The organism is Pseudomonas sp. ENNP23 (assembly GCF_001728945.1).
In the GTDB taxonomy this organism is placed as follows: domain Bacteria; phylum Pseudomonadota; class Gammaproteobacteria; order Pseudomonadales; family Pseudomonadaceae; genus Metapseudomonas; species Metapseudomonas otitidis.
This window is the reverse complement of sequence record NZ_LYSP01000005.1, coordinates 59821-82834: the sequence shown is the minus strand read 5'-3', so window position 1 is coordinate 82834 and position 23014 is coordinate 59821. Positions and strand designations below refer to the sequence as shown.

At 63.3% G+C, this 23014-nt stretch carries 20 protein-coding genes; 16 read left to right on the top strand and 4 right to left on the bottom strand.

Features of this window, described 5'->3' with window-relative positions; all coding sequences use genetic code 11:
- The first annotated feature begins 3 nt into the window (after positions 1–3).
- From ileS to ispH, 4 genes are read left to right on the top strand one after another with little or no spacing between them, the layout of a single operon-like run.
- A complete protein-coding gene (gene ileS, locus A9G05_RS04660; protein ID WP_069559858.1) occupies positions 4–2835 on the top strand; it encodes an isoleucine--tRNA ligase in 2832 nt (943 codons plus the stop codon).
- Positions 2828–3334, top strand: coding sequence for a signal peptidase II (lspA, locus tag A9G05_RS04655; protein WP_069559857.1), 507 nt, complete (start codon positions 2828–2830; stop codon positions 3332–3334). The genes ileS and lspA overlap by 8 nt, the downstream gene beginning before the upstream one ends.
- On the top strand, positions 3327–3779 hold the full coding sequence (locus A9G05_RS04650) for a peptidylprolyl isomerase (protein ID WP_044410376.1): 453 nt from the start codon (positions 3327–3329) through the stop codon (positions 3777–3779). Before lspA ends, A9G05_RS04650 begins: the two co-directional genes overlap by 8 nt.
- 49 nt (positions 3780–3828) lie before the next feature.
- Positions 3829–4773: a 4-hydroxy-3-methylbut-2-enyl diphosphate reductase gene (gene ispH / locus A9G05_RS04645; protein ID WP_069559856.1), complete on the top strand. Its 945-nt coding sequence runs from the start codon at positions 3829–3831 to the stop codon at positions 4771–4773.
- Between the two features lie 97 nt (positions 4774–4870).
- On the opposite strand, the gene clpB is transcribed toward ispH, so the two are convergent.
- The 3 genes from clpB to rluD form a co-directional block, all read right to left on the bottom strand.
- Positions 4871–7435, bottom strand: coding sequence for an ATP-dependent chaperone ClpB (gene clpB / locus A9G05_RS04640; protein ID WP_069559855.1), 2565 nt, complete (start codon positions 7433–7435; stop codon positions 4871–4873).
- Positions 7436–7567: 132 nt separating this feature from the next.
- Positions 7568–8293, bottom strand: a complete 726-nt coding sequence (gene pgeF, locus A9G05_RS04635) for a peptidoglycan editing factor PgeF (protein WP_069559854.1) — start codon at positions 8291–8293, stop codon at positions 7568–7570.
- The gene (gene rluD, locus A9G05_RS04630) at positions 8293–9264 is read right to left on the bottom strand and encodes a 23S rRNA pseudouridine(1911/1915/1917) synthase RluD (protein ID WP_069559919.1); all 972 of its coding nucleotides are present in this window, start codon (positions 9262–9264) and stop codon (positions 8293–8295) included. The genes pgeF and rluD overlap by 1 nt, the downstream gene beginning before the upstream one ends.
- A 147-nt stretch (positions 9265–9411) precedes the next feature.
- On the opposite strand from rluD, the gene A9G05_RS04625 reads away from it, so the two are divergent.
- The 4 genes from A9G05_RS04625 to A9G05_RS04610 all read left to right on the top strand — a co-directional run bounded on the left by A9G05_RS04625 (position 9412) and on the right by A9G05_RS04610 (position 13719).
- The gene (locus A9G05_RS04625) at positions 9412–10410 is read left to right on the top strand and encodes an outer membrane protein assembly factor BamD (RefSeq protein ID WP_069559853.1); all 999 of its coding nucleotides are present in this window, start codon (positions 9412–9414) and stop codon (positions 10408–10410) included.
- A gap of 147 nt (positions 10411–10557) precedes the next feature.
- Complete coding sequence (locus A9G05_RS04620; RefSeq protein WP_069559852.1) at positions 10558–10794, top strand: PP0621 family protein; 237 nt, start codon at positions 10558–10560, stop codon at positions 10792–10794.
- Positions 10781–12376, top strand: coding sequence for a PAS domain-containing sensor histidine kinase (locus A9G05_RS04615; protein ID WP_069559851.1), 1596 nt, complete (start codon positions 10781–10783; stop codon positions 12374–12376). Before A9G05_RS04620 ends, A9G05_RS04615 begins: the two co-directional genes overlap by 14 nt.
- Positions 12377–12378: 2 nt before the next feature.
- A complete protein-coding gene (locus A9G05_RS04610; protein ID WP_069559850.1) occupies positions 12379–13719 on the top strand; it encodes a sigma-54 dependent transcriptional regulator in 1341 nt (446 codons plus the stop codon).
- Positions 13720–13731: 12 nt separating this feature from the next.
- Here A9G05_RS04610 and thiO read toward each other — a convergent pair whose 3' ends face one another.
- Positions 13732–14817, bottom strand: a complete 1086-nt coding sequence (gene thiO, locus A9G05_RS04605) for a glycine oxidase ThiO (RefSeq protein WP_069559849.1) — start codon at positions 14815–14817, stop codon at positions 13732–13734.
- Positions 14818–14845: 28 nt separating this feature from the next.
- Here thiO and A9G05_RS26385 point away from each other — a divergent pair, with 28 nt between their 5' ends.
- The 8 genes from A9G05_RS26385 (at position 14846) to A9G05_RS04565 (ending at position 23004) form a co-directional block, all read left to right on the top strand.
- Positions 14846–15373, top strand: coding sequence for a GspH/FimT family protein (locus A9G05_RS26385; RefSeq protein WP_083272495.1), 528 nt, complete (start codon positions 14846–14848; stop codon positions 15371–15373).
- A gap of 111 nt (positions 15374–15484) precedes the next feature.
- Positions 15485–16000, top strand: coding sequence for a GspH/FimT family pseudopilin (locus A9G05_RS04595; protein WP_069559847.1), 516 nt, complete (start codon positions 15485–15487; stop codon positions 15998–16000).
- Positions 15987–16562, top strand: a complete 576-nt coding sequence (pilV, locus tag A9G05_RS04590; protein ID WP_069559846.1) for a type IV pilus modification protein PilV — start codon at positions 15987–15989, stop codon at positions 16560–16562. The genes A9G05_RS04595 and pilV overlap by 14 nt, the downstream gene beginning before the upstream one ends.
- Positions 16559–17362, top strand: coding sequence for a PilW family protein (locus A9G05_RS04585; RefSeq protein WP_069559845.1), 804 nt, complete (start codon positions 16559–16561; stop codon positions 17360–17362). The genes pilV and A9G05_RS04585 overlap by 4 nt, the downstream gene beginning before the upstream one ends.
- Positions 17363–17373: 11 nt before the next feature.
- Positions 17374–17919, top strand: a complete 546-nt coding sequence (locus tag A9G05_RS04580; RefSeq protein ID WP_069559844.1) for a PilX N-terminal domain-containing pilus assembly protein — start codon at positions 17374–17376, stop codon at positions 17917–17919.
- A gap of 12 nt (positions 17920–17931) precedes the next feature.
- Positions 17932–18273, top strand: coding sequence for a hypothetical protein (locus tag A9G05_RS04575; protein ID WP_069559843.1), 342 nt, complete (start codon positions 17932–17934; stop codon positions 18271–18273).
- 16 nt (positions 18274–18289) lie between these two features.
- Entirely contained in the window at positions 18290–22552 is a 4263-nt protein-coding gene (locus A9G05_RS04570) for a PilC/PilY family type IV pilus protein (RefSeq protein ID WP_069559842.1), read from the top strand.
- Positions 22552–23004 (top strand): type IV pilin protein, encoded by a 453-nt coding sequence (locus tag A9G05_RS04565; RefSeq protein WP_069559841.1) that lies wholly within the window; start codon positions 22552–22554, stop codon positions 23002–23004. Before A9G05_RS04570 ends, A9G05_RS04565 begins: the two co-directional genes overlap by 1 nt.
- The last annotated feature ends 10 nt before the right edge of the window (positions 23005–23014 follow it).

Here is a 23014-nt window from a genome sequence, read left to right as displayed (position 1 = left end):
GACATGACCGATTACAAAGCGACCCTCAACCTGCCGGAAACGGCATTCCCGATGAAGGCCGGTCTTCCCCAGCGTGAGCCGGAGACCCTGCAGCGCTGGGACTCCATTGGGCTCTACCAGAAGCTGCGCCAGATCGGTGAGGGCCGCCCCACGTTCGTCCTGCACGATGGCCCGCCCTATGCGAACGGCGAGATCCACATCGGTCACGCGCTGAACAAGATCCTCAAGGACATCATCGTCCGTTCCAAGACCCTGTCCGGCTACGACGCACCCTATGTGCCGGGCTGGGACTGCCATGGCCTGCCCATCGAGCACAAGGTGGAGACCACCCACGGCAAGAACCTGCCGGCGGACAAGGTCCGTGAGCTGTGCCGTGCCTACGCCACCGAGCAGATCGAGCAGCAGAAGACCGACTTCATCCGCCTGGGTGTGCTGGGTGACTGGGGCAACCCCTACAAGACCATGAACTTTGCCAACGAGGCCGGCGAGATTCGCGCCCTGGCCGAGATGGTCAAGGGCGGCTTCGTGTTCAAGGGCCTTAAGCCGGTCAACTGGTGCTTCGATTGCGGTTCGGCCCTGGCCGAGGCCGAGGTTGAGTACAAGGACAAGCAGTCCGACGCCATCGACGTCGCCTTCCCGGTAGAGGACGCCGACAAGCTGGCCGCCGCCTTCGGCCTGGCCAGCCTTTCCAAGCCGGCCGCCATCGTGATCTGGACCACCACGCCCTGGACCATCCCGGCCAACCAGGCGCTGAACGTCCACCCTGAATTCGAGTACGCCCTGGTGGACACCGGCGCTCGCCTGCTGGTGCTGGCGACCGAACTGGTGGAGTCCTGTCTGGCTCGCTATGGCCTGGAAGGTCAGGTGATCGCCACCGCCAAGGGCGAGGCGCTGGAGCATATTCGCTTCTGTCACCCCTTCTACGAGCGCTTCTCCCCGGTCTACCTGGCCGAGTACGTCGAGCTGGGCGCCGGCACGGGTGTGGTGCACTCCTCACCGGCTTACGGTGAAGACGACTTCCGTACCTGCAAGGCGTACGGCATGAGCAACGACGACATCCTCAGCCCGGTGCAGAGCAACGGTGTGTATGTGGCTGACCTGCCGTTCTTCGGCGGCCAGTTCATCTGGAAGGCCAACCCGCTCATCGTCGCCAAGCTGGAAGAAGTGGGCGCGCTGCTCAAGCACGAGGCGATCAAGCACAGCTACATGCACTGCTGGCGCCACAAGACCCCGCTGATCTACCGTGCCACCGCCCAGTGGTTCGTCGGCATGGACAAGCAGCCCAACCAGGGCGGCACCCTGCGCGAGCGCGCCCTGGCGGCCATCGAACAGACCCAGTTCATCCCGGCCTGGGGCCAGGCACGTCTGCACAGCATGATCGCCGGCCGTCCCGACTGGTGCATCTCGCGCCAGCGTAACTGGGGCGTACCCATCCCGTTCTTCCTGCACAAAGCCACCGGCGAGCTGCACCCGCGCACCGTCGAGCTGATGGAGGAAGTGGCCAAGCGCGTCGAGCAGCAGGGCATCGAGGCCTGGTTCAAGCTGGAGCCGGCCGAGCTGTTGGGCGACGAGGCTGGTGACTACGAGAAGATCCTCGACACCCTGGACGTCTGGTTCGACTCCGGCACCACCCATTGGCACGTGCTGCGTGGTTCGCACCCGCAAGGCCACGCCAGCGGTCCGCGTGCGGACCTCTACCTGGAAGGTTCCGACCAGCACCGCGGCTGGTTCCATTCCTCGTTGCTGACCGGCAGCGCCATCGACGGCCATGCGCCCTACAAGGGCCTGCTGACCCACGGCTTCACCGTGGACGAGCGCGGCCACAAGATGTCCAAATCCCTGGGCAACACCGTGGCGCCGCAGAAGATCAACAACACCCTGGGCGCCGACATCCTGCGTCTGTGGGTTGCGGCCACCGACTACTCGGGCGAGATGGCCGTTTCCGACCAGATCCTGCAGCGCAGCGCCGACGCCTACCGGCGTATCCGCAACACCGCGCGCTTCATGCTGGCCAACCTCAACGGTTTCGATCCGGCCCGCGACCTGCTGCCGCCGGAGCAGATGCTCGACCTCGATCGCTGGGCGCTGGACGCCGCTGCCCGCCTGCAGGACGAGATCCTCGAGGCCTACGGCGAGTACCGCTTCTGGAACGTCTACTCGAAGCTGCACAACTTCTGCGTGCAGGAGCTGGGCGGTTTCTACCTCGACATCATCAAGGACCGTCAGTACACCACCCGTGCCGACAGCGTGGCCCGTCGTTCCTGCCAGACCGCGCTGTTCCACATCACCGAGGCGCTGGTGCGCTGGATCGCGCCGATCCTGGCCTTCACCGCCGAGGAGATCTGGCAGTACCTGCCGGGTGAGCGCAACGAGTCGGTCATGCTGAACACCTGGTACGAAGGTCTGGCTCGCCTGCCGGAAGGTTTTGCCCTGGATGCCGCCTACTGGACCCGCGTCATGGCGGTGAAAGGGGCGGTCAACAAGGAACTGGAAGCCCTGCGCTCGGCCAAGGCCATTGGCGGCAACCTGCAGGCCGAAGTCACCCTGTTCGGAGATGACGCCCTGCAGGCCGATCTGGCCAAGCTGGGCAACGAGCTGCGCTTCGTGCTCATCACTTCCACTGCTGAAGTCCGCCCGGCGGGCGAGGCGCCGGAGCAGGCCGTGGCCACCGAGGTGCCTGGCCTGAAGCTGCGCATTCTCAAGTCCGAACACGCCAAGTGCGGTCGTTGCTGGCACCACCGTGCCGACGTCGGCACCCACGCGGCGCACCCGGAGCTGTGCGGTCGTTGCGTGGAGAACATCGAAGGCGTCGGCGAGGTTCGCCACCATGCCTGAGGCCCGTTTCGGTCGGCTGGGCTGGCTGCTGCTGAGCGTCCTGGTGTTCCTGCTGGACCAGGGCACCAAGTGGGCAGTGCTGGACCTGATCCCCAAGCACACCCGCATCACGGTGATCCCCGGCTGGTTCGACTGGACCCACGTCTACAACACCGGCGCTGCCTTCAGCTTCCTGGCGGACAGCTCGGGCTGGCAGCGCTGGCTGTTCGCGATCATCGCCATCGTGGTGAGCGGCGTACTGGTGGTCTGGCTCAAGCGTCTGAAGGCCGACGAGACCTGGCTGGCCATCGCCCTGGCCGCCGTGCTCGGCGGCGCGTTGGGCAACCTGTACGACCGCGTGGTGCTGGGCCACGTGGTCGACTTCATCCTGGTGCACTGGCAGGACCGCTGGTACTTCCCGGCGTTCAACCTGGCCGACACCGCGATCACCCTCGGCGCCATCATGCTGGCGCTGGATATGTTCAAGACGAAGAAGTCCGGAGAAGCCGCCCATGACTGAGTCCCTCGCCACCGAGCTGCGCATCGGCCCGGACCGTGAAGTGACGCTGAACTTCGCCATCAAGCTGGAGAACGGCGACGTGGTCGACAGCACCTTCGGCAAGCAGCCAGCCACCTTCAAGGTCGGCGACGGCAACCTGCTACCGGGCTTCGAGAATGCGCTGTTCGGCCTCAAGGCCGGCGATCGCCGCGAGCTGCCCATCAGCCCCGAGCAGGGTTTCGGCCAGCCGAACGAGCAGAATGTCCAGGTCATGCCCCGTGGCCAGTTCCAGGACATGGAGCTGTCCGAAGGCCTGCTGATCATCTTCAACGATGCCGCCAACGCCGAGTTGCCCGGTGTCGTGAAGGCCTTCGACGCTGACCGCGTGACCATAGACTTCAACCACCCGCTGGCCGGCAAGACGCTGCGCTTCGAGGTGGAAATCCTGGCGGTTCGTCCGCTCTGATCCGTTTCCCGGCAGGGGAGGGCGGCCGGCAGGCCTGGAGGTAACAAGCATGCAGATCAAACTCGCCAACCCCCGTGGGTTCTGTGCCGGCGTGGACCGTGCCATCGAGATCGTCAACCGTGCGCTGGAAGTGTTCGGCCCGCCGATCTACGTCCGCCACGAAGTGGTGCACAACAAGTTCGTCGTCGAAGACCTGCGCGCCCGTGGCGCCGTGTTCGTCGAAGAGCTGGATCAGGTGCCGGACAACGTCATCGTCATCTTCAGCGCCCATGGTGTGTCCCAGGCCGTGCGCCAGGAGGCCGAGCGCCGCGGCCTCAAGGTGTTCGACGCCACCTGCCCGCTGGTGACCAAGGTGCACATGGAGGTGGCCCGCTACAGCCGTGACGGCCGCGAATGCGTGCTGATCGGCCACGCCGGTCACCCGGAAGTGGAAGGCACCATGGGCCAGTACAACTCCGCCAATGGCGGTGCGATCTACCTGGTGGAGAACGAGGACGATGTGGAGCGCCTGGTGGTTCGCAACCCGGAAGCTCTGTCCTTCGTCACCCAGACGACCCTTTCCATGGACGACACCAGCCGCGTGATCGATGCCCTGCGGGCGCGCTTCCCTTCCATCGGCGGGCCGCGCAAGGACGACATCTGCTACGCCACCCAGAACCGCCAGGACGCGGTGAAGCAACTGGCTGACGAAAGCGATGTGGTGCTGGTGGTGGGCAGCCCCAACAGCTCCAACTCCAACCGCCTGCGCGAACTTGCCGAGCGCATCGGCACCCCGGCCTACCTGATCGACGGCGCCGAAGACCTGCAGCAAGGCTGGTTCGCCGGTGTGCAACGGGTCGGCATCACCGCCGGTGCCTCCGCCCCCGAGGTGCTGGTGCAGGGCGTGATCCAGCAACTGCGCGAGTGGGGCGCCGAGGTGGCGCTGGAGCTGGACGGCCGACCGGAGAACGTCACCTTCTCAATGCCCAAGGAGCTGCGGGTCAAGGCGATCTGAGCTACGGCAGTGAATAAAAAACGGGGGCTTCGGCCCCCGTTTTCATTGCCCATGAGAAATGCCGCCCATCAGGGATGGGCGGCGTGGGGGCGATGGATCAGTCGAAGACGATCTCTTCCCCTTCGACCCGAGCGTGGATGGTGACGCCCGGGGCGAACTGGCCGGCGAGGATCTGCTGGGCCAGGGGGTTTTCGATCCAGCGCTGGATGGCGCGCTTGAGCGGGCGGGCGCCGTAGACCGGGTCGTAGCCAACGGCAATCAGCTTGTCGAGGGCTTCCGGGCTCAGCTCCAGGCTCAGGTCGCGTTCGGCCAGGCGTTTGCGCAGGCGTTGCAGCTGGATGCTGGCGATGCCGCCGATCTGGTCGCGGCCCAGGGGCTCGAACACCACCACTTCGTCGATCCGGTTGATGAACTCGGGGCGGAAGTGGCTGCTGACGGCATCCATCACCGCCGCGCGCTGGGCTTCACGGTCGCCCACCAGCTCCTGGATCTGCGCGGAGCCGAGGTTGGAGGTCATCACCACCACGGTGTTGCGGAAGTCGACGGTGCGGCCGTGGCTGTCGGTCAGGCGGCCGTCTTCCAGCACCTGCAGGAGGATGTTGAAGACGTCCGGGTGGGCCTTCTCCACTTCGTCCATCAGCACGACGGAGTAGGGCTTGCGACGCACGGCTTCGGTCAGGTAGCCGCCTTCCTCGTAGCCGACGTAACCCGGAGGGGCACCGATGAGGCGGGCCACGGAGTGTTTCTCCATGAACTCGGACATGTCGATGCGCACCAGGGCTTCCTCGGTGTCGAAGAGGAATTCGGCCAGGGCCTTGCACAGCTCGGTCTTGCCCACGCCCGTCGGGCCGAGGAACAGGAAGGAGCCGCTGGGGCGGTTCGGGTCGGACAGGCCGGCGCGGGAGCGGCGCACGGCGTTGGCCACGGCGACCACGGCTTCATGCTGGCCGATGACGCGCTTGTGCAGCTCGTCTTCCATGCGCAGCAGCTTGTCGCGCTCGCCTTCGAGCATCTTGGCTACCGGGATGCCGGTCCACTTGGAGACGACCTCGGCGATTTCCTCGTCGGTCACCTTGTTGCGCAGCAACTGGTTTTCCGGCTTGCCGTGCTGGTCGACCATCTGCAGGCTGCGTTCCAGGTCGGGGATGATGCCGTACTGCAGTTCGGCCATGCGGTTCAGGTCGCCTTTGCGACGGGCGGCCTCCAGTTCGGTGCGGGCCTGTTCGATCTTCTGCTGGATCTGGGCGGAGCCCTGGACTTCGGCTTTCTCCGATTTCCAGATTTCCTCCAGGTCGGCGTATTCGCGCTCCAGCTTGAGAATGTCGTCCTCCAGTTTGGCCAGGCGCTTGATGGCGGCCTCGTCCTCCTCCTTCTTCATGGCCTCGCGCTCGATCTTCAGTTGGATCAGGCGGCGGTCCAGGCGGTCGAGGGCTTCGGGCTTGGAGTCGATCTCCATGCGGATGCGGCTGGCGGCTTCGTCGATCAGGTCGATGGCCTTGTCCGGCAACTGGCGGTCGGTGATGTAGCGGTGCGAGAGCTTGGCGGCGGCGATGATGGCGCCGTCGGTGATGGTCACGCCGTGGTGCACCTCGTAGCGCTCCTTCAGGCCACGGAGGATGGCGATGGTGTCTTCCTCGCTGGGCTCGTCCACCAGGACTTTCTGGAAGCGGCGCTCCAGGGCAGCGTCCTTCTCGATGTACTGGCGGTACTCGTCCAGGGTGGTGGCGCCGACGCAGTGCAGTTCGCCACGGGCCAGGGCCGGCTTGAGCATGTTGCCGGCGTCCATGGCGCCTTCGGCCTTGCCGGCGCCAACCATGGTGTGCAGCTCGTCGATGAACAGGATGACGCGGCCTTCCTGCTTGGACAGTTCGTTGAGTACAGCCTTGAGGCGCTCTTCGAACTCGCCGCGGAACTTGGCGCCGGCGATCAGGGCACCCATGTCCAGTGCCAGCAGGCGCTTGTCCTTCAGGCCATCGGGCACTTCACCGTTGATGATGCGCTGGGCAAGGCCTTCGGCGATGGCGGTCTTGCCGACGCCGGGTTCGCCGATCAGCACCGGGTTGTTCTTGGTGCGGCGCTGCAGGACCTGAATGGTGCGGCGGATTTCGTCGTCACGGCCGATCACCGGGTCGAGCTTGCCGTCTTCGGCGCGCTTGGTGAGGTCGACGGTGTACTTGTCCAGGGCCTGGCGGGCTTCCTCGACATTGGGGTCGTTCACGGCCTGGCCGCCGCGCAGGTTGGCGATGGCGTTCTCCAGGGCCTTGCGGGTGACGCCCTGGCCGAGCAGCAACTTGCCCAGGCGGGTGTTCTCGTCCATCGCGGCCAATACCACCAGTTCGCTGGAGATGAACTGGTCGCCTTTCTGCTGGGCCAGGCGGTCGGCCTGGTTGAGCAGGCGGGCGAGGTCCTGGGACAGGTTCACGTCGCCGGTGGGGTTCTGGATCTTCGGCAGGCCGTCGAGTTCCTTGGTCAGGCCAGCCCGCAGGGCGGCAACGTCAAAGCCGACTTGCATCAGCAGAGGCTTGATGGAGCCGCCCTGCTGGTCGAGCAGGGCGAGCATGAGGTGCAGCGGCTCGATGGCTGAGTGGTCGTGGCCGACGGCCTGGGATTGGGCGTCGGACAGCGCCAGTTGGAGTTTGCTGGTCAGTCGATCTATGCGCATGGGGGCAGTCCTTCCTCTAGGGGCGGGCTGGGGCGATGAGCGCCCCGAAGACGATGAGCTCGCCGGGATGCAGTGTAGATAAGGACGATTCTGGGCGATTCAAGGTGCCCGGCCTTGATGCAGGTCAGCGGCTCAATCGGCCAGCCAGACGAGGCTCGCGAAGCGCCCGGTGCGGGAGGCACGGCGATAGGAGTAGAAGCGCGGGTCGCTGACGGTGCAGAAACCGCCGCCGTAGACGGCGGTGATGCCGCGTGCGGCGAGGCGGATGCGTGCCAGGGCGTAGATGTCCGCCAGGTAGCGGCCGGCGTTTGCGCTGGGGCGGAAGGCAACTTCCGTCTCGGCGTGCTGGGCGATGAAGGCTTCGCGAACCTCCGGGCCGACTTCGAAGGCGTCCGGGCCGATGGCCGGGCCGAGCCAGACCAGGATCTGGTCTGCCGGTGTGGCCAGGGCGTCCAGCGTGGCCTCCAGCACCCCGTTTGCCAGGCCGCGCCAACCTGCATGAGCGGCTGCGACACGGGTGCCGTCGCGGTTGCAGAAGAGCGCGGGCAGGCAGTCAGCGGTCATCACCAGGCTGGCGATGCCGGGGGCCTGGCTCCAGCTGGCGTCTGCCGTCTCTACGCGGGTGGGATCGGCTTCGACCACGCGGATGCCGTGTACCTGGCTGAGCCAGGCGGGCTGGCAGCCGAGGGTGGTCGTGAGCTTGAGGCGGTTGCTGGCGACGGCGGTGGGGTCGTCGTCGACGTGGTCGCCAAGGTTGAAGCTGTCGTAGGGCGGAAGGCTGACGCCGTCGGCGCGGGTGGTCACGCAGGCCCTGACCCGCGCGGGGGCGGGCCAATCGGGCGTGAGCCAGCCCGTCATCAGACGAAGGACTCGTTGTCCTGCCGCAGCAGGGTCAGCAGCCAGACGAAATCATCCGGCAGCGGGGACTCCCACTTCATGCGATCACCGGTTTCCGGGTGGTCGAGCTCGAGGAAGCGGGCATGCAGCGCCTGGCGGGGGAACTCCTTGAGGGTCTGTACCAGGGTCGGGCTCGCAGCCGGCGGGATGCGGAAGCGGCCGCCATAGACCGGGTCCCCCACCAGCGGGTGGTTGATGTAGGCCATGTGCACGCGGATCTGGTGCGTGCGGCCGGTCTCCAGCTTGACCCGGGTGTGGGTGTGGGAGCGGAACCGCTCCAACACGCGGTAGTGGCTGACGGCCTGCTTGCCACCGGCCACCACGCCCATGCGTTGGCGCTGCTGGGAGCTGCGGCCGATGGGCGCGTCGACCTTGCCACCGGCGGTGATCACACCGACGACGATGGCCTCATAGATGCGGCTGACGGTCCGGGCCTGCAACTGGGCGACCAGCTTGGTGTGGGCCTCGAGGGTCTTGGCCACCACCATCAGGCCGGTGGTGTCCTTGTCGAGGCGATGCACGATGCCGGCCCGGGGCACGTTGGCCAGGTCGGGGGCATGGTGCAGCAGGGCGTTGAGCAGGGTGCCGTCCATGTGGCCGGCCGCCGGGTGCACCACCAGGCCGGCGGGTTTGTCCAGCACCAGCAGGTGGTCGTCCTCGTAGACGATGTTCAGCTCGATGTCCTGGGCCACCCACTCGCCCTGGGACTCCAGTTCGGCATCGAGTACCAGCACGGAACCGCCATAGACGGTGTCGCGGGGGCGGAGCACCTGGCCGTCCACGGTGAGTCGCCCTTCCTTGATCCAGGCGGACAGGCGGGAGCGGGAGTGTTCGTCGAAGAGTTGTGCGGCAACCTGGTCCAGGCGTTGCCCGCCCAAATCGGACGGCACCTCGGCACTCAGTTGGATGGCCTGTTTATTGGTCGGGGACATGCTCGAAAACGGCGGGGCGCAGCCTTTGGTTTCGGCCACGCGCTTGTGGTTAAATACGGCGTCTTTGTCCTGGGAAAGCCCAGGGCGCCCATCATAACAGGACGGCTCCGCCCAAGACAGCGGACCGTCACAGGGACGCAAGCCACCATGCAAGTGAAACACCTGCTGCTGATCGCCATTCTCGCCCTCACCGCCGCGTGTTCCTCCAAAGAAGTGGTCGACGAGAACCTGAGCGAGTCCGAGCTGTACCAGCAGGCTCAGTCCGACCTGGACAACAAGAGCTATTCCAGTGCCGTTGCCAAGCTCAAGGCCCTTGAGTCCCGCTACCCCTTCGGGCGCTATGCCGAGCAAGCCCAGCTTGAGCTGATCTACGCCTACTACAAGAATGTCGAGCCGGAGGCCGCCAAATCGGCCGCCGAGCGTTTCATCCGTCTGCACCCGCAGCATGCCAACGTCGACTACGCCTACTACCTGAAGGGGCTGGCCTCCTTCGAGCAGGATCGTGGCCTGCTGGCGCGCTTCCTGCCGCTGGACATGACCAAGCGTGATCCGGGTGCCGCCCGCGACTCCTACAACGAGTTCGCCCAACTGACCAGCCGCTACCCCCATAGTCGCTACGCGCCGGATGCCAAGCAGCGCATGGTCTACCTGCGCAACCTGCTGGCCGCCTATGAAATCCATGTCGCCCACTACTACCTGACCCGCCAGGCCTATGTCGCCGCCGGCAATCGTGGTCGCTACGTGGTGGAAAACTTCCAGGGCACACCGGCGGTGGGCGATGGCCTGGCGGTGATGGTGGAGTCCTACCAGCGCCTGGGGCTGGATGACCTGGCCGCCACCAGCCTGGAAACCCTGAAACTGAACTACCCCGAGCACCCGAGCCTGGTCGATGGCCAGTTCGTACCGCGTGAGGATGAGGCCGACAACCGCAGTTGGCTGGCCAAGGCCACCCTCGGCCTGATCGAGAGCGAAGCGCCGCTGCCCCCTGGCCAGACTCGCGCCAACCAGGACGTGATCAAGCAGTACGAAGACGCCAAGGAAGAAATCCCCGATGAGCTGCAGCCCGAGAACGCCTCGGCCGGTGGCGACACGGGCGGCAAGAAGCGCTCCTGGTTCAGCTACATGACCTTCGGCCTCTTCGACTGAGGCGGATGGATGAGAAAAAGAGGCCTGCGGGCCTCTTTTTTCATGCCTGTAAGGAACTCAGTGCACAGCACTGCCTTTAGCGGCTGGGCGCGGGGAAAGGCCTTGGCTTAAACTGCTGGCCTTTCCCCGGACACTCGAGTTCGACGCATGCTGCGCCTGATCTTCTGGATTGCTGTCATCTTTGCTGCCGTGTGGGTATGGCGCCGCATGAAGGCTCGCCCGCCCCGCCAGGAGGCTCCGCCCGCCGAGCCGGCAGCCAGCCCCATGGTTCGTTGCGCCCATTGCGGTGTCCACGTTCCCCAGTCCGAAGCCCTGCCCAGTGCCCAGCGCTGGTACTGCAGTCAGGCGCACCTCGAGCAAGGCCCGGCCAGTGGCGAGCACTGATTCGCCCTCCCTGGCGAGCAATCAGATCCGACGGATCTTCCGCCTCTACAACCTGTACCGCCTGCTCATCGGCCTGGTGCTGGTCGGATTGATTTCCATCGAGCTGGACAGCGAGCTGCTGGACCTGGCTCGCGTACAGCTTTTCCGCAATGCCAGTTGGTTCTACCTGCTGCTGAACATCCTCATTGCGCTGATGGTCCGCCGCCCCCAGCACATGCTGCAGGTGTTCAGCCTGGCGCTGGTGGACGTCATTCTGCTGTCCTGCATCTTCTATGCAGCGGGCGGTTCGCCCAGCGGCATCGGCAACCTGATCATCGTTGCGGTGGCCATTGCCAACATCCTGCTGCGTGGGCGTATCGGGCTGCTGATCGCCGCTGTTGCCGCCATCGGGATGATCTACCTGACCTTCTACCTGAGCTTGTCCCGCCCGGAAGCGGCCAACCAGTATGTACAGGCCGGCGCGCTCGGTGCGCTGTGCTTTGCAGGCGCCCTGTTCGTGCAGGGCATCAGTCGACGTCTGCAGTTGAGCGAGACCCTGGCCGAGCAGCGTGCGGCCGATGTGGCCAATCTGGAGGCGCTCAACGCGCTCATCCTGCAGCGCATGCGCACGGGCATCCTGGTGCTGGACAGCCGCCACCGGGTGTTGCTGGCCAACCAGGCCGCACAGGCGATGCTGGGGCATGACGGGCTGGCGGGACGCCCCCTCGGGCCATACTGTCCGGAACTGCTCGCGCGCCTGGAGCAATGGTGGGACAACCCGACCTTGCGTCCCCAGAGCCTGCAACCGATACCCGATGGCACAGTGCTGCAGCCCAGCTTCGTCCAGTTGCAGCGTGGTGAGCAGTTGGACACGCTGATATTCCTCGACGACATCTCGCAGATCGCCCAGCAGGCGCAGCAACTGAAGCTGGCTTCCCTGGGCCGGCTGACCGCCGGTATCGCCCATGAGATCCGCAACCCCCTGGGTGCCATCAGCCATGCTGCCCAGTTGTTGCAGGAGTCCGAAGCGCTGGAGGGACCCGACCGCCGCCTGGCGCAGATCATCCAGGACCATTCCCGGCGGATGAACCTCGTCATCGAGAATGTTCTGCAACTATCGCGGCGGCGCCAGTCGGAGCCCCAACTGCTGGATCTCAAGTACTGGCTGCACCGATTCGCCAGCGAGTTCCGCAGCGCCTCACCGGTGGGGCAGACCCTTCACCTGGAAACCAACCCGGGCAGCATCCAGACCCGCATGGACCCTCACCAGCTCACCCAGGTGCTGACCAACCTAGTGCAGAACGGCCTGCGTTACAGCGCGCAGAAGCATCGCCAGGGGCAGGTCTGGCTGAAGCTCTTCCGTGACGCCGAGAGCGACCTGCCCATACTGGAAGTGATGGACGACGGCCCCGGTGTCGCCGAGGAGCAGCTCCATCACCTGTTCGAGCCCTTCCACACCACGGAGAACAAGGGCACCGGGCTCGGCCTGTACATCTCCCGCGAGCTGTGCGAAAGCAACCAGGCTCGCCTTGACTATCGACCCCGCGAAGGCGGCGGCAGCTGTTTCCGCATCACCTTCGCCCATCCGCGAAAACTGAGTTGACCATGACCCGACAGAGAGCCCTGATCGTCGATGACGAGCCCGATATCCGCGAACTGCTGGAGATCACCCTCGGCCGGATGAAGCTGGACACCCGCAGCGCGCGCAACGTCAAGGAAGCGCGCGAGTGGCTGGCCCGCGAACCGTTCGATCTCTGCCTGACGGACATGCGCCTGCCCGATGGCACCGGGCAGGAGCTGGTGCAGTACATCCAGCAGCGCCACCCCCAGGTGCCGGTGGCCATGATCACGGCCTACGGCAGCCTGGATACCGCTATCAACGCCCTCAAGGCCGGCGCCTTTGACTTCCTGACCAAGCCGGTGGATCTCGGTCGCCTCCGTGAACTGGTGGCGACCGCCCTGCGGTTGCGCAGCGGCGAATCGGACGAAGAGGCCAGCGTCGACAGCCGCTTGCTGGGCGAATCGCCCCCCATGCGGGCGCTGCGCAACCAGATACAGAAGCTTGCCCGTAGCCAGGCGCCCGTCTACATCAGCGGCGAGTCGGGCAGCGGCAAGGAACTGGTCGCACGGCTCATCCATGAGCAAGGCCCGCGCGCCAGTCACCCCTTCGTGCCGGTGAACTGCGGTGCCATTCCGTCGGAGCTGATGGAGAGCGAATTCTTCGGCCACAAGAAAGGCAGCTTCACCGGTGCCATCGAGGACAAGCAGGGCCTGTTCCAGGCCGCCCATGGCGGCACCCTGTTCCTCGACGAAGTGGCGGACCTGCCGTTGCCCATGCAGGTCAAGCTGCTGCGGGCCATTCAGGAGAAGGCGGTACGTGCCGTCGGTGGCCAGCAGGAAGTGGTGGTGGACGTGCGCATCCTCAGTGCCACTCACAAGGACCTGGCTGCCGAGGTGGCTGCCGGGCGATTCCGTCAGGACCTGTTCTACCGGCTCAACGTGATCGAACTGGGGGTGCCGCCGTTGCGTGAGCGCCGCGAAGACATTCCCCGCCTGGCGGACGTGATGCTCAAGCGCCTGGCAGACGCCTGCTCGCTGCCGGCCGCGACCCTTACCCGTGATGCGCTGGAGAAGCTCAAGACCTATCGCTTTCCCGGCAACGTGCGCGAGCTGGAGAACATGCTGGAGCGGGCCTACACCCTGTGTGAGAACGACCAGATCCAGCCCCATGACCTGCGCTTCACCGAAGCTGCTGGCGCGGCAGAGGGCGGCGAGGCAGACCTTGCCAAGATCGACAACCTCGAGGACTACCTCGAGGAGATCGAGCGCAAGCTGATCATGCAGGCCCTGGAGGAGACCCGCTGGAACCGCACGGCAGCAGCCCAGCGTCTTGGGCTGACCTTCCGTTCCATGCGTTACAGGCTGAAGAAGCTGGGGATCGACTGATCCCCGGACAGGTCAAAGGCGAGCGCTGGGCGCGTAGGGGGTGGGGTCGACAATCGGCTCGCGCCCCAGCATGAGGTCCGCCAGCAGTCGGCAGGAGGCCGGCGCCAGAACCAGCCCGTTGCGGTAGTGTCCGCAGTTGAGCCAGAGCCCCTCGAACCCCGGTACCGGCCCAATGAACGGGATGCCATCGAGCGAACCCGGCCGCAACCCCGCCCAGTGCCCGACGATGGGCTGTCTGGCCAGCGCAGGAATCAGCTCCTCCGCAGAAGCCTGGAGGCTCTCCCGTGCCACATCGGTAGGCGTCTTGTCGAACCCCTCATGCTCCAGGGTGCTGCCCACGAGAATGTGGCCATCCCGGCGCGGGATTGCATAACGCCCCTTGGCCAGCACCATGCTGGGCAGGAAGTCCGGCTCGCACTTGTAGAGGATCATCTGCCCCTTCACCGGCTCGACCGGCAGCGAGAGGCCTAGCGTTGCGAGCAGCTCGCCGCTCCAGGCGCCTGCACAGAGCACCACGCGGTCGGCGCGGAGTTCTTCATGGCCGATCCTGACGCCGACGACCTTCTCCCCTTCGACGATGAAACTGTCGATCCCCGTCTGCTCATGGAGCTTGACGTTGGGAAGCGCCAGAAGCGCAGCACGCAGCGACTTCGCGAGACGCGGGTTGCGGATGTTGGCCACGCCCGGCATGTGGATGGCCCGTTCGAAGCCTGCCCCTAGCGGCGGCACCTGCCGATGCACGGAAGCCATGTCCACTGCGTGAAGCGGGCGCCCTTCACGGCGCGCCCATTCCAGAGCCTCGGTGTCGTCATCCAGATCCAGCCAGTACAAGCCGGTGGTGTGCACCTCCGGATCGAGGCCGGTGGCCTTCAGCAGTTTCTCCCCAAGGCCTGGGTAGAAGTCCTGCGACCAATGAGCCAAGGCCGTCACCGCAGCGCTGTAACGCCAGGGATAGAGGGGGGATACAATTCCGCCTCCGGCCCAGGAGGCCTCGCGTCCTACGTCCGAACGCTCGACGAGTGTGACTTCGCTGGCACTGGCCAGCTCCAGGGCAGTGAGAAGCCCAATGACCCCACCGCCTACTACAAGGACTGACACGAAGACCTCCTGACTATTGAGTCACTCCATGGAATTGGAGCAAGGAAAAATGGAACGTAAGAATCGTGGAATGGGCTTGGTTTCCCAACTGATCTCTCTTGTGCTGGTGGCGAGCGTCATCGTGATATCCCTGCCCAACTGCCTGTCTTGGATGATGGGACACCGAGTTGCAGGATTCAGCCGTGACCTTGCCCATGCTGTTCATCAGGCTCGCCATCTCGCGCTTACCGAAGGGCGCCGTGTAACGCTCTGCCCTCTCGATAGCCATGGGCGATGCACCCGCAACTGGAGCAGCGTCTTGAGCACCTTCTTCGATGATGATGGGCATCGGATGCTGGCTTCCCAGGATCACCTGATCTCGCTGCTGGATGTACCTCCAGGTGTCGATCTCCATTGGGGCGGGGCGGGTAACAAGCGATCCGTCCACTTCAATGGCAGTGGCCTGACATTCACCAGCAACGGCACGTTTCTAGTAAGTGCATCAACATCTCAAATCGAGCGGCGGATTATCATCAACCGCCAAGGCCGGGTGCGCACTGGACACGGCGGCGAATAGCCGCATCCCCGTACGACAGCCGCTCGTACGCTCCTCCACGCCGGCCATCCCATGCTGTTTGAGGTTGGAGTTTCGGCTCGCTAGCTTACAGCCTGCGCAGAGGAAGTACTCATGGAACGTAGACGTGGATTCAGTTTGATCGAGCTCTTGGTGACCATTGTCATCATGGGGATCGTTGCATCAATTGCCTTACCTGCAATGGGGGGGTTCATCGTTCGGCAGCGGGTGTCCGGGCAGGCCAGTGAGCTGATGAATGCCCTGGCTGTGGCCCGCATCGAGGCCACCAAGCTCAATGCCAACGTGGTGGTGCTGCCGATGACCAACAGCGAGAGCGGTTGGACCGATGGCTGGTGTGTAGGGCCTGCCAGCATCGGCAACTGTGCGAGTGCCGATGTGATTCGTACCTTCCAGGGGGCTACGGATGTCACCATCAACGCACCGTACCTGCAGTCCACCAACAAACTGACGTTCCGACGCGATGGAACGTTGTTGTCAGGCATCAGCGCCCAGTCCTTCAAGGTGACCTCGGAACGCCTGCAGGACAATGACGGCAGCGCACGCTGTGTCTCTCTCAATGCCATGGGCAAGGCTTCGATCAAGAAGGTGAACCGCGATGCGTCCTGTTGATAAGGTTTCCAATCAGGCGGGGATCTCGTTGATCGAGGTGCTGATCGCTCTCCTCATCTTCGCTGTCGGCCTGCTGGGTTTCGCGGCACTCCAGCTCAGTGCACTGCAGAGTTCCGGGGACAGTAACCAGCGAACCCAGGCGACCTGGGTCGTACAGGACCTGGCGGAGCGCATCCGCGCAAACCAGGAGGCTGGTACCAGCGACTACACCGCGGCCCCGAACTGTTCCAACCTGCCGGCCCAGCGTTGCAGTGACTACTACGACCCCATCACGGGTGCCAAGGTGAACGGAACCAATTGCTCGGCTGCCCAGATGGCGGCTTATGACCGCTGGGAAGCCCAGTGTTCATACAGCGGAACAACCGCATACGGTGCCAACGCAACTGCAGCTTCAGGGCGATACACCAGTCGCGACTTTCTTGGGCTGGCAGCAAGCGGTACCCAGCCCCTCGCTGTTGTCGCGTCCGGAACCCAACTGAGTATCACGGCGACCTGGCAGAGCAAGGCCAGCAAGGACCCGGCCGGGGAAAACCTGACCAGCAGCGCGCAGGTACAACGATGAGCAAGCATTCCGCCATTACCCTTCAGCGCCAACGCGGCCTGAGCCTGGTCGAGCTGATGATCGGCCTGACCCTGGGCCTGATCCTGCTGCTGGGCATCATTCAGGTCTTCATTTCAAGCAAGCAGACGTTTGCCACCAACGATGCCATGGCGAAGTTGCAGGAGAACGGGCGGTTCGCGCTGGAGTTCATTACCCAGAGCGCTCGCCAGGCTGGCTACACCGCTCCAGGCTCCACGCTTGACCGCCCCTTCCCAGTGGAAAGAACGGTCTGCGGTGTCGGTAACAGCGGCAACAACCCCTGCGCTGTGAATGGAAGCGGCAATGGCGCGGATGTAGTGGGGTTCACTTTCGAGCCACCGATCATTGATGGGGCCAAGCGCGACTGTGCCGGTGCTGTGGTGCCTGACAACAATCTGGTGGTCAACACCTTCTACATCATTCCAGCGGACGCGGATAACCCCACGGCAGCACTGGGATGCAAGTCATTCAATCGGACTACCAACGCTGCCCTCAGTGCCGGGCAGCGCCTTATCGATGGCATTGACTCCCTTCAGGTTCTCTACGGCATTACTACCGGGGGAAATTCCCAGAGCGTGAATCAGTACGTCTCGGCGGATCGCGTCAGCAACTGGGGTAAGGTCGTCGCCGTTCGTATCGCCGTGTTGGCCAACTCCGTTGATGTCCTGAACCCGGCCCCTGTCCAGCGGAACTACTACCTGTTGGATGCCGCACCGTTTTCCTCCAACGACGGTCGTGCGCGCCAGGTATTCACCACCACCGTTCAGTTCAAGAATCTCTAGGAAACGTTCATATGCAGTCCCTTCGACCGCTGCAACGCCAGGCAGGCGCCACCTTGATCGTTGCGCTCATTTTCCTTGTTGTGCTGACCGCTGCGGGCATCACTGCTGTTCGCTTCGCAACCAATGACGAACGCATGGCCAGCAGCAACCAGTTCCGCAATACCGCTTACCAGCAAGGGCAAACCGAGATTCGCTCGCATTTGCTTCGGTTTGGTGCGGTGGCGAACCGTCAGCCGCTGATTTCGGCCAAGAATGCAGCCGCCTCTAACTCTGACAGTGACGAGGCAACCGATCCGAGCTGGAAGAATGCCCTGACTCGTTTCCCTGAACTGAAGAAGCGCATTTCCCTGGCGGCACAAGTCACCGTTCCCACCACTGGGGATAACGCACAAGTGAATACATTGCGCAGCGTCGGTCAATTGGATTGCGCCACCTTCGGCAAGGGCTACTCCTTTGGTAACTACAGCTGTGAGCAGTATGAAGTTCGGGCGCAGGCCAAGGTCGGTGGTGCCCTCTCTGACCAGGCCCAGGGCTTTGTCTTTTTCAACCTCAAGTGATCGAGGCCGGATATGAACCGTTTGATCTCGCTTTTTCTTGCGCTTTTCGTCTCCGGCTTCGCCTTGCATGGGGTTGCAGAGGAGGTCGATGAAACACCGCCGAAGTACATCGAAAGTGCCACGTTGATTCTCAGTCTGACCAACAAGAGCGGCGAGCCCGCCAAGGGGTATGTGCTCAGTACCGCTTGCCAGACCTGTGCCCCGCAACGCTTTGAGATCAATGATCGGACCAAGGTGTATCTGCGCGGCGAGCCCACGGATTTTGCCAACCTGGGCTTGAAGATCGACTGGCAAGGCTCGGTGTTCTACACCCCGACCGGCCTGCCCACCGTTACTGAACTGTTCCTGAACTGACGCCGAGGATAGACCCATGAGCGTTACCAGAAAGCTGGCCCTTGGCGCCTCTGCGTTCACCTACCTGGCGCTATCGCTCAACACAGCGCTGGCCGATGACACCGAGATCTACACCACCCGTGATCTACCGGCGGATCAACGCGTTCGTCCCAACATCATGTTCGTGATCGACACGTCGGGGTCGATGCAGAGTGGGGTCCCGGGAACCAACTGTAGATCTTTGGTGCCTCTTGACTACTCCTCCAAAGGCATCCCTCGTGATTGGTGTACCAGTACCGAGGCGCGTACCAATCGGGTCAACAACGGACAGCTCACGCGTATCCAGGTCGTCAAGCAAGTTGTTGGGCAACTGGTGGATGAGCTTGCACTTTCCAACGATTCGAACATCGGCCTGGTGCGTTTCAGCTCCAACAACGAAGGGGGCTTCGTCAACGTCCCGGTTCAGCAGGCCGGCACCGTTGCCAATACCTTCAAGAACCAACTGAACAGCTATTACGCAAGCGGCGCCACTCCTCTTCTGGAGGCCTACCATGAGGCGGCGCAGTACATGCGTGGAAGCAGTGTCATTTACGGCCTGCGATCACGAGGTTATATCGAAGACAGGAAGGGGGCCGCGTTGATTTCGCCGTGGAACAGCGATCGAGCATCCTATTCCGGCTCCACCTATAGATCGCCCATCCAGAACTCCTGTCAGAAGTCGAGCATCATCGTTCTGACCGACGGTCTGCCCAACGGTGACAGCAGCAGCCACTCCGCAATCGAATCTTTGGTAGGTACCGGCACGCCCAACAGCATCTACACCCGCTGCAAAAGCTACCCGACTGATGGTGAGGCTGGTGCAGGTTGCTGGATGCCTGGCCTTGCCGAATGGCTGGCCAACAACGACAACGGACCGGCTTCCGTTACCGGCAAGCAGACAATCTCCACCTACACCGTGGGCTTCGGCAACATCAGCGATACCCGCCTGTTGAACGACACGGCGGCTCTCGGTCAGGGCAAGTTCTACACCACTAGCGACACGTCAGGCCTTGTTGCCTCGTTGCGCTCCATCCTGGTGGATATCCTTGCCGAGAACACGACGTTCACCACACCCACCGTATCCGTAAGTGCATACAGCAACTTCGGCTACCGCAATGACCTCTATTACGCCCTGTTCCGCCCAGCCCAAGGCGCCCGTTGGCTGGGCAATGTGAAGAAGTACAAGGCGACCTCGGATGCCAGTGGCAACCTGGTGGTTAGCGATGTCAACGGACGCAATGCCGTAGACAGCTCGACCGGCTTCTTCCTCGACAGTGCACAGAGCTACTGGTCTGCTGTGGTGGACGGCAAGAATGCTTCGCTCGGTGGAGCTGCAGGGCGTCTGACCAATCCCAGCGGTCGCAAGCTCTACACCTATACAGGCAGCAATCTTGAGCCGGGCAATAACTCGCCCGTCAACGTGACGAACAGCGCCCACCTGCTGTCCACCAGCAACAGTGCCTTGACCAAGGCCATGTTGGGCGATGCCAACATGGCGAATGAGTACAAGACCAATCTGCTGACCTGGGCTCGGGGTACTGATCCGGCGGACAGCTCTGTGCGTGCCCAGATTGGCGATGTGCTGCACAACGCCCCGAAGGTGGTGGCCTATCGCAGCGATGAAAGTATTTCGCGAATCGCGGCCGGTACCGCTGGAGATCGCCTCGTGCTGTTCTACGGGACCAATGAAGGTTTTATTGGTGCCATCAACCCTGAGACCGGTGAAGAGCTTTTCTCTTTCATTCCCAAGGAGTTGTTGCCGAATCTCAAGGCTTACTACGACGACCCCAAGGGCAGCGCCAACAAAAAGTACGGCATCGATGGCCAGTTTGACCTCAAGGTCACTTACGGCAACGTCGATCCCACCACTCAGTTCCGCAATGCCACCACCGTGACCCTCTATGCCGGCATGGGCAGGGGCGGTCGCAATTACTATGCTCTCGATATGACGCCCAGTACGCTTGGCGATCCTTCCACCATTCAGCCAAAGCTGAAGTGGGTCATCCGTGGTGGTGCCGGTGGTAGCACCGGTTTCACTCGCCTGGGCCAGACCTGGTCCACGCCCAAGTACGCCAAGGTCAAGTGGAATGGCCAAGCCAAGGAAGTGCTGATCTTCACGGGGGGCTACGACACCAACCAGGACAACGACGCGATCCCGGATAACCCGAAAAGCGACAGCTACGGCAACGCGCTGTACGTCGTGGATGCGAATACCGGTCAGAAGCTGTGGATGGCCGGCCCTACGGGCGACAACGATGCCAACCTGAAGCTCTCGACCATGACCAACAGCATCCCCGGGGACCCGGCGCTGATCGACATCGGCGGGGATGGTCTGATCGACACCATCTTCACAGCGGACACCCGTGGCCAGATCTTCCGCTTCGACATCAAGCCGGGTAACCGCGGAGCCAGTGACTTCGCCACGGGGGGGCGTGTAGCTGCCTTGGGCGGAACCGACGCTACCAACAACCGCCGTTTCTACAACCAGCCGGACGTTTCGCTGGTCAAGGAACGGGGTGGTGAGACCTACTTCACCATTTCCATTGGCTCGGGCTACCGCGGCCATCCGCTCAGCGAGGCGGCTCTGGATCGCTTCTATGTCATCCGTGACAAGAGCGTCTATGCCGCTCCGACCAGCTACACCACCGTCACCGAGAGCAACCTGGTCGATGTCAGCAGTGTGAACCTGACGAGTGCCCAGGCCCAGAACATCCAGAACCAGATCGACGCCAAGCGGGCGGAAATCGACGCGCTGAACGCCAGGGAGGCCACTGCGCGCGCCAACCTGGCAAGCTACCAGGCCAGCATCGGTTACACCGACAAGCTGAATTCACTGGTGGAAATCAACAACGCCATCAATCAGAAACAGGCCGCCATCGACACCATCCTGCGTAATGATCCCTACGTGACCGAGCATGCGGCGGAGGCCGGTAGCCGGACCCAGTCTCACGGCCTGGTCGTCGCGGCACAGTCCGCACTGGCGCAGTTGAACGCCCTGAATGCGACAAGCCCCGATGCCAGCGCGTTCAAGGCATCGGAGCTCGACAGCATGGCGACGGGCAACATCGGCACTCTGCAGGCCAGGATCACGGCTGCCCTGAACGATACGTCGCTGAGCAATCAGTACACCGCCATCCTTGCCAAGCAGGATCAGATCACGGCCGCCAAGGCTGCGGGCTCGGATACCACGGCGTTGGAGTCTGAATTGGATGGGCTGAACAGCAACTATGAGAATTCGGCCGCTTACGGTGTACGTGATGAGCTGATCCAGAACCTCTCCGCGATCAACGCGAAAATCGATGAGATTGCTGCGCTTCAGGCCGCTGTTGTCACAGCCTACAACCAGAGCGATGCGGCTACGGCTGCCAGCAAACTGGCGGAGCTGAGTTCAGCCAAGAGCGCGTTGGACAGCCTGCTGCCCACTGGCTTGCCAGCGGCCCCTGCCGATACCACCAGCAGTGGCCTGTTGGCTGCCAACGAAGCGCAGACCCAAACAGACCTGGAAGCCGTGAGCTCGCCGTTGGTGACTCAATCCAACCTGCTGAGCACTCTCGAAACTGAGCGGGTGGCGTTGGCGGGGCAGGCCTCCGGTCTTCAGGCGGACCTGCAGGCATTGGCTGACCGTGCTTACGATACGACCTCCAACGTCTTGAACTCGACCGATCTGGCTGCTGCCACTGCTGCGGATGCCACACCACCGTTGACCCAGTTCGAGGCCTACAACTACCTCATCGAGCAGGCGCGTGCCGCCGCCGCCGCCGGTATCCCGACCAAGCGCACCGAGATCAACGCCCTGTACGCACAACTCACACCGGGCGACAACTACACCCCCAACCCGACTCTTTTGGCCCAGAGCAGCGGCTGGTTCATTCGCTTCCCCAGTGGCGAGAAAGTGCTGTCCAGCTCGGTGAGCTTCGCAGGCTCCGTGTTGTTCACCACCTTCCGTCCCAGCGGCCAGCAGGTCACTACCTGCGGGCCGGACGTTGGTCGTGGTCGCTTCTACGCCCTCAATCTGGTGGATGCGAGTGCAGTCTTCACCGAGACCGTCAATGGCACCAAGACCGCCAAGCGCAGTTTCGACCTGGCACACGGTGGTATTCCATCGAAACCGGCGACTATCCTGCGTGATGACAAGCCGGTCGACCTGCTGTGCGGAGCAGAGTCCTGCCTTGGCGATCCGAGCAACAAGGGCTGCGTCGATGGTGCTGAAATCTGCGAGACCAACAAAGCCATCCAAGGCCTCTACTGGAGAGAGAACTGATGACCAGAGCCAAGGGATTCACCCTGGTCGAATTGCTGATCGTGGTGGCGATCATCGGCATCATTGCCGCGATCGCCTACCCCAGCTACCAGAGCTATGTGATGCGGACCGGCCGCGGTGACGGCCAGGCCACGATGATGCAGATCATGCAGGCCCAGGAGCGTTTCTACTCACAGAACCAGACCTACACCAACAACCTGGGCACCAATGGCCTTGCCTTCCGCGACTCTTCCGGGAATGCAATAGCCCAGGGGGCGGCGGTGATTTCCGAAAGCAGGCGCTACAGCATCAATGCCGGCGCCTGTGCGGGGACGACCATTGCCCGGTGCGTGATCCTGACTGCTCAGCCTCAGGGGGGGCAAGCGGCTGACAGTTGCGGCAACCTCACCCTGGATAGTCGGGGTGTCAAAGGTGTTTCGGGTGCAGGCGCGACCGTAGCCAACTGCTGGTAAGGCCTGTAAA

Bases quoted from the DNA above. Each gene is read 5' to 3' on its own strand.
- ileS (WP_069559858.1), top strand. From the start codon at position 4: ATGACCGATTACAAAGCGACCCTCAACCTGCCGGAAACGGCATTCCCG.
- lspA (WP_069559857.1), top strand. From the start codon at position 2,828: ATGCCTGAGGCCCGTTTCGGTCGGCTGGGCTGGCTGCTGCTGAGCGTC.
- A9G05_RS04650 (WP_044410376.1), top strand. From the start codon at position 3,327: ATGACTGAGTCCCTCGCCACCGAGCTGCGCATCGGCCCGGACCGTGAA.
- ispH (WP_069559856.1), top strand. From the start codon at position 3,829: ATGCAGATCAAACTCGCCAACCCCCGTGGGTTCTGTGCCGGCGTGGAC.
- clpB (WP_069559855.1), bottom strand. From the start codon at position 7,435: ATGCGCATAGATCGACTGACCAGCAAACTCCAACTGGCGCTGTCCGAC.
- pgeF (WP_069559854.1), bottom strand. From the start codon at position 8,293: ATGACGGGCTGGCTCACGCCCGATTGGCCCGCCCCCGCGCGGGTCAGG.
- rluD (WP_069559919.1), bottom strand. From the start codon at position 9,264: ATGTCCCCGACCAATAAACAGGCCATCCAACTGAGTGCCGAGGTGCCG.
- A9G05_RS04625 (WP_069559853.1), top strand. From the start codon at position 9,412: ATGCAAGTGAAACACCTGCTGCTGATCGCCATTCTCGCCCTCACCGCC.
- A9G05_RS04620 (WP_069559852.1), top strand. From the start codon at position 10,558: ATGCTGCGCCTGATCTTCTGGATTGCTGTCATCTTTGCTGCCGTGTGG.
- A9G05_RS04610 (WP_069559850.1), top strand. From the start codon at position 12,379: ATGACCCGACAGAGAGCCCTGATCGTCGATGACGAGCCCGATATCCGC.
- A9G05_RS26385 (WP_083272495.1), top strand. From the start codon at position 14,846: ATGGAATTGGAGCAAGGAAAAATGGAACGTAAGAATCGTGGAATGGGC.
- A9G05_RS04595 (WP_069559847.1), top strand. From the start codon at position 15,485: ATGGAACGTAGACGTGGATTCAGTTTGATCGAGCTCTTGGTGACCATT.
- pilV (WP_069559846.1), top strand. From the start codon at position 15,987: ATGCGTCCTGTTGATAAGGTTTCCAATCAGGCGGGGATCTCGTTGATC.
- A9G05_RS04585 (WP_069559845.1), top strand. From the start codon at position 16,559: ATGAGCAAGCATTCCGCCATTACCCTTCAGCGCCAACGCGGCCTGAGC.
- A9G05_RS04580 (WP_069559844.1), top strand. From the start codon at position 17,374: ATGCAGTCCCTTCGACCGCTGCAACGCCAGGCAGGCGCCACCTTGATC.
- A9G05_RS04575 (WP_069559843.1), top strand. From the start codon at position 17,932: ATGAACCGTTTGATCTCGCTTTTTCTTGCGCTTTTCGTCTCCGGCTTC.
- A9G05_RS04570 (WP_069559842.1), top strand. From the start codon at position 18,290: ATGAGCGTTACCAGAAAGCTGGCCCTTGGCGCCTCTGCGTTCACCTAC.
- A9G05_RS04565 (WP_069559841.1), top strand. From the start codon at position 22,552: ATGACCAGAGCCAAGGGATTCACCCTGGTCGAATTGCTGATCGTGGTG.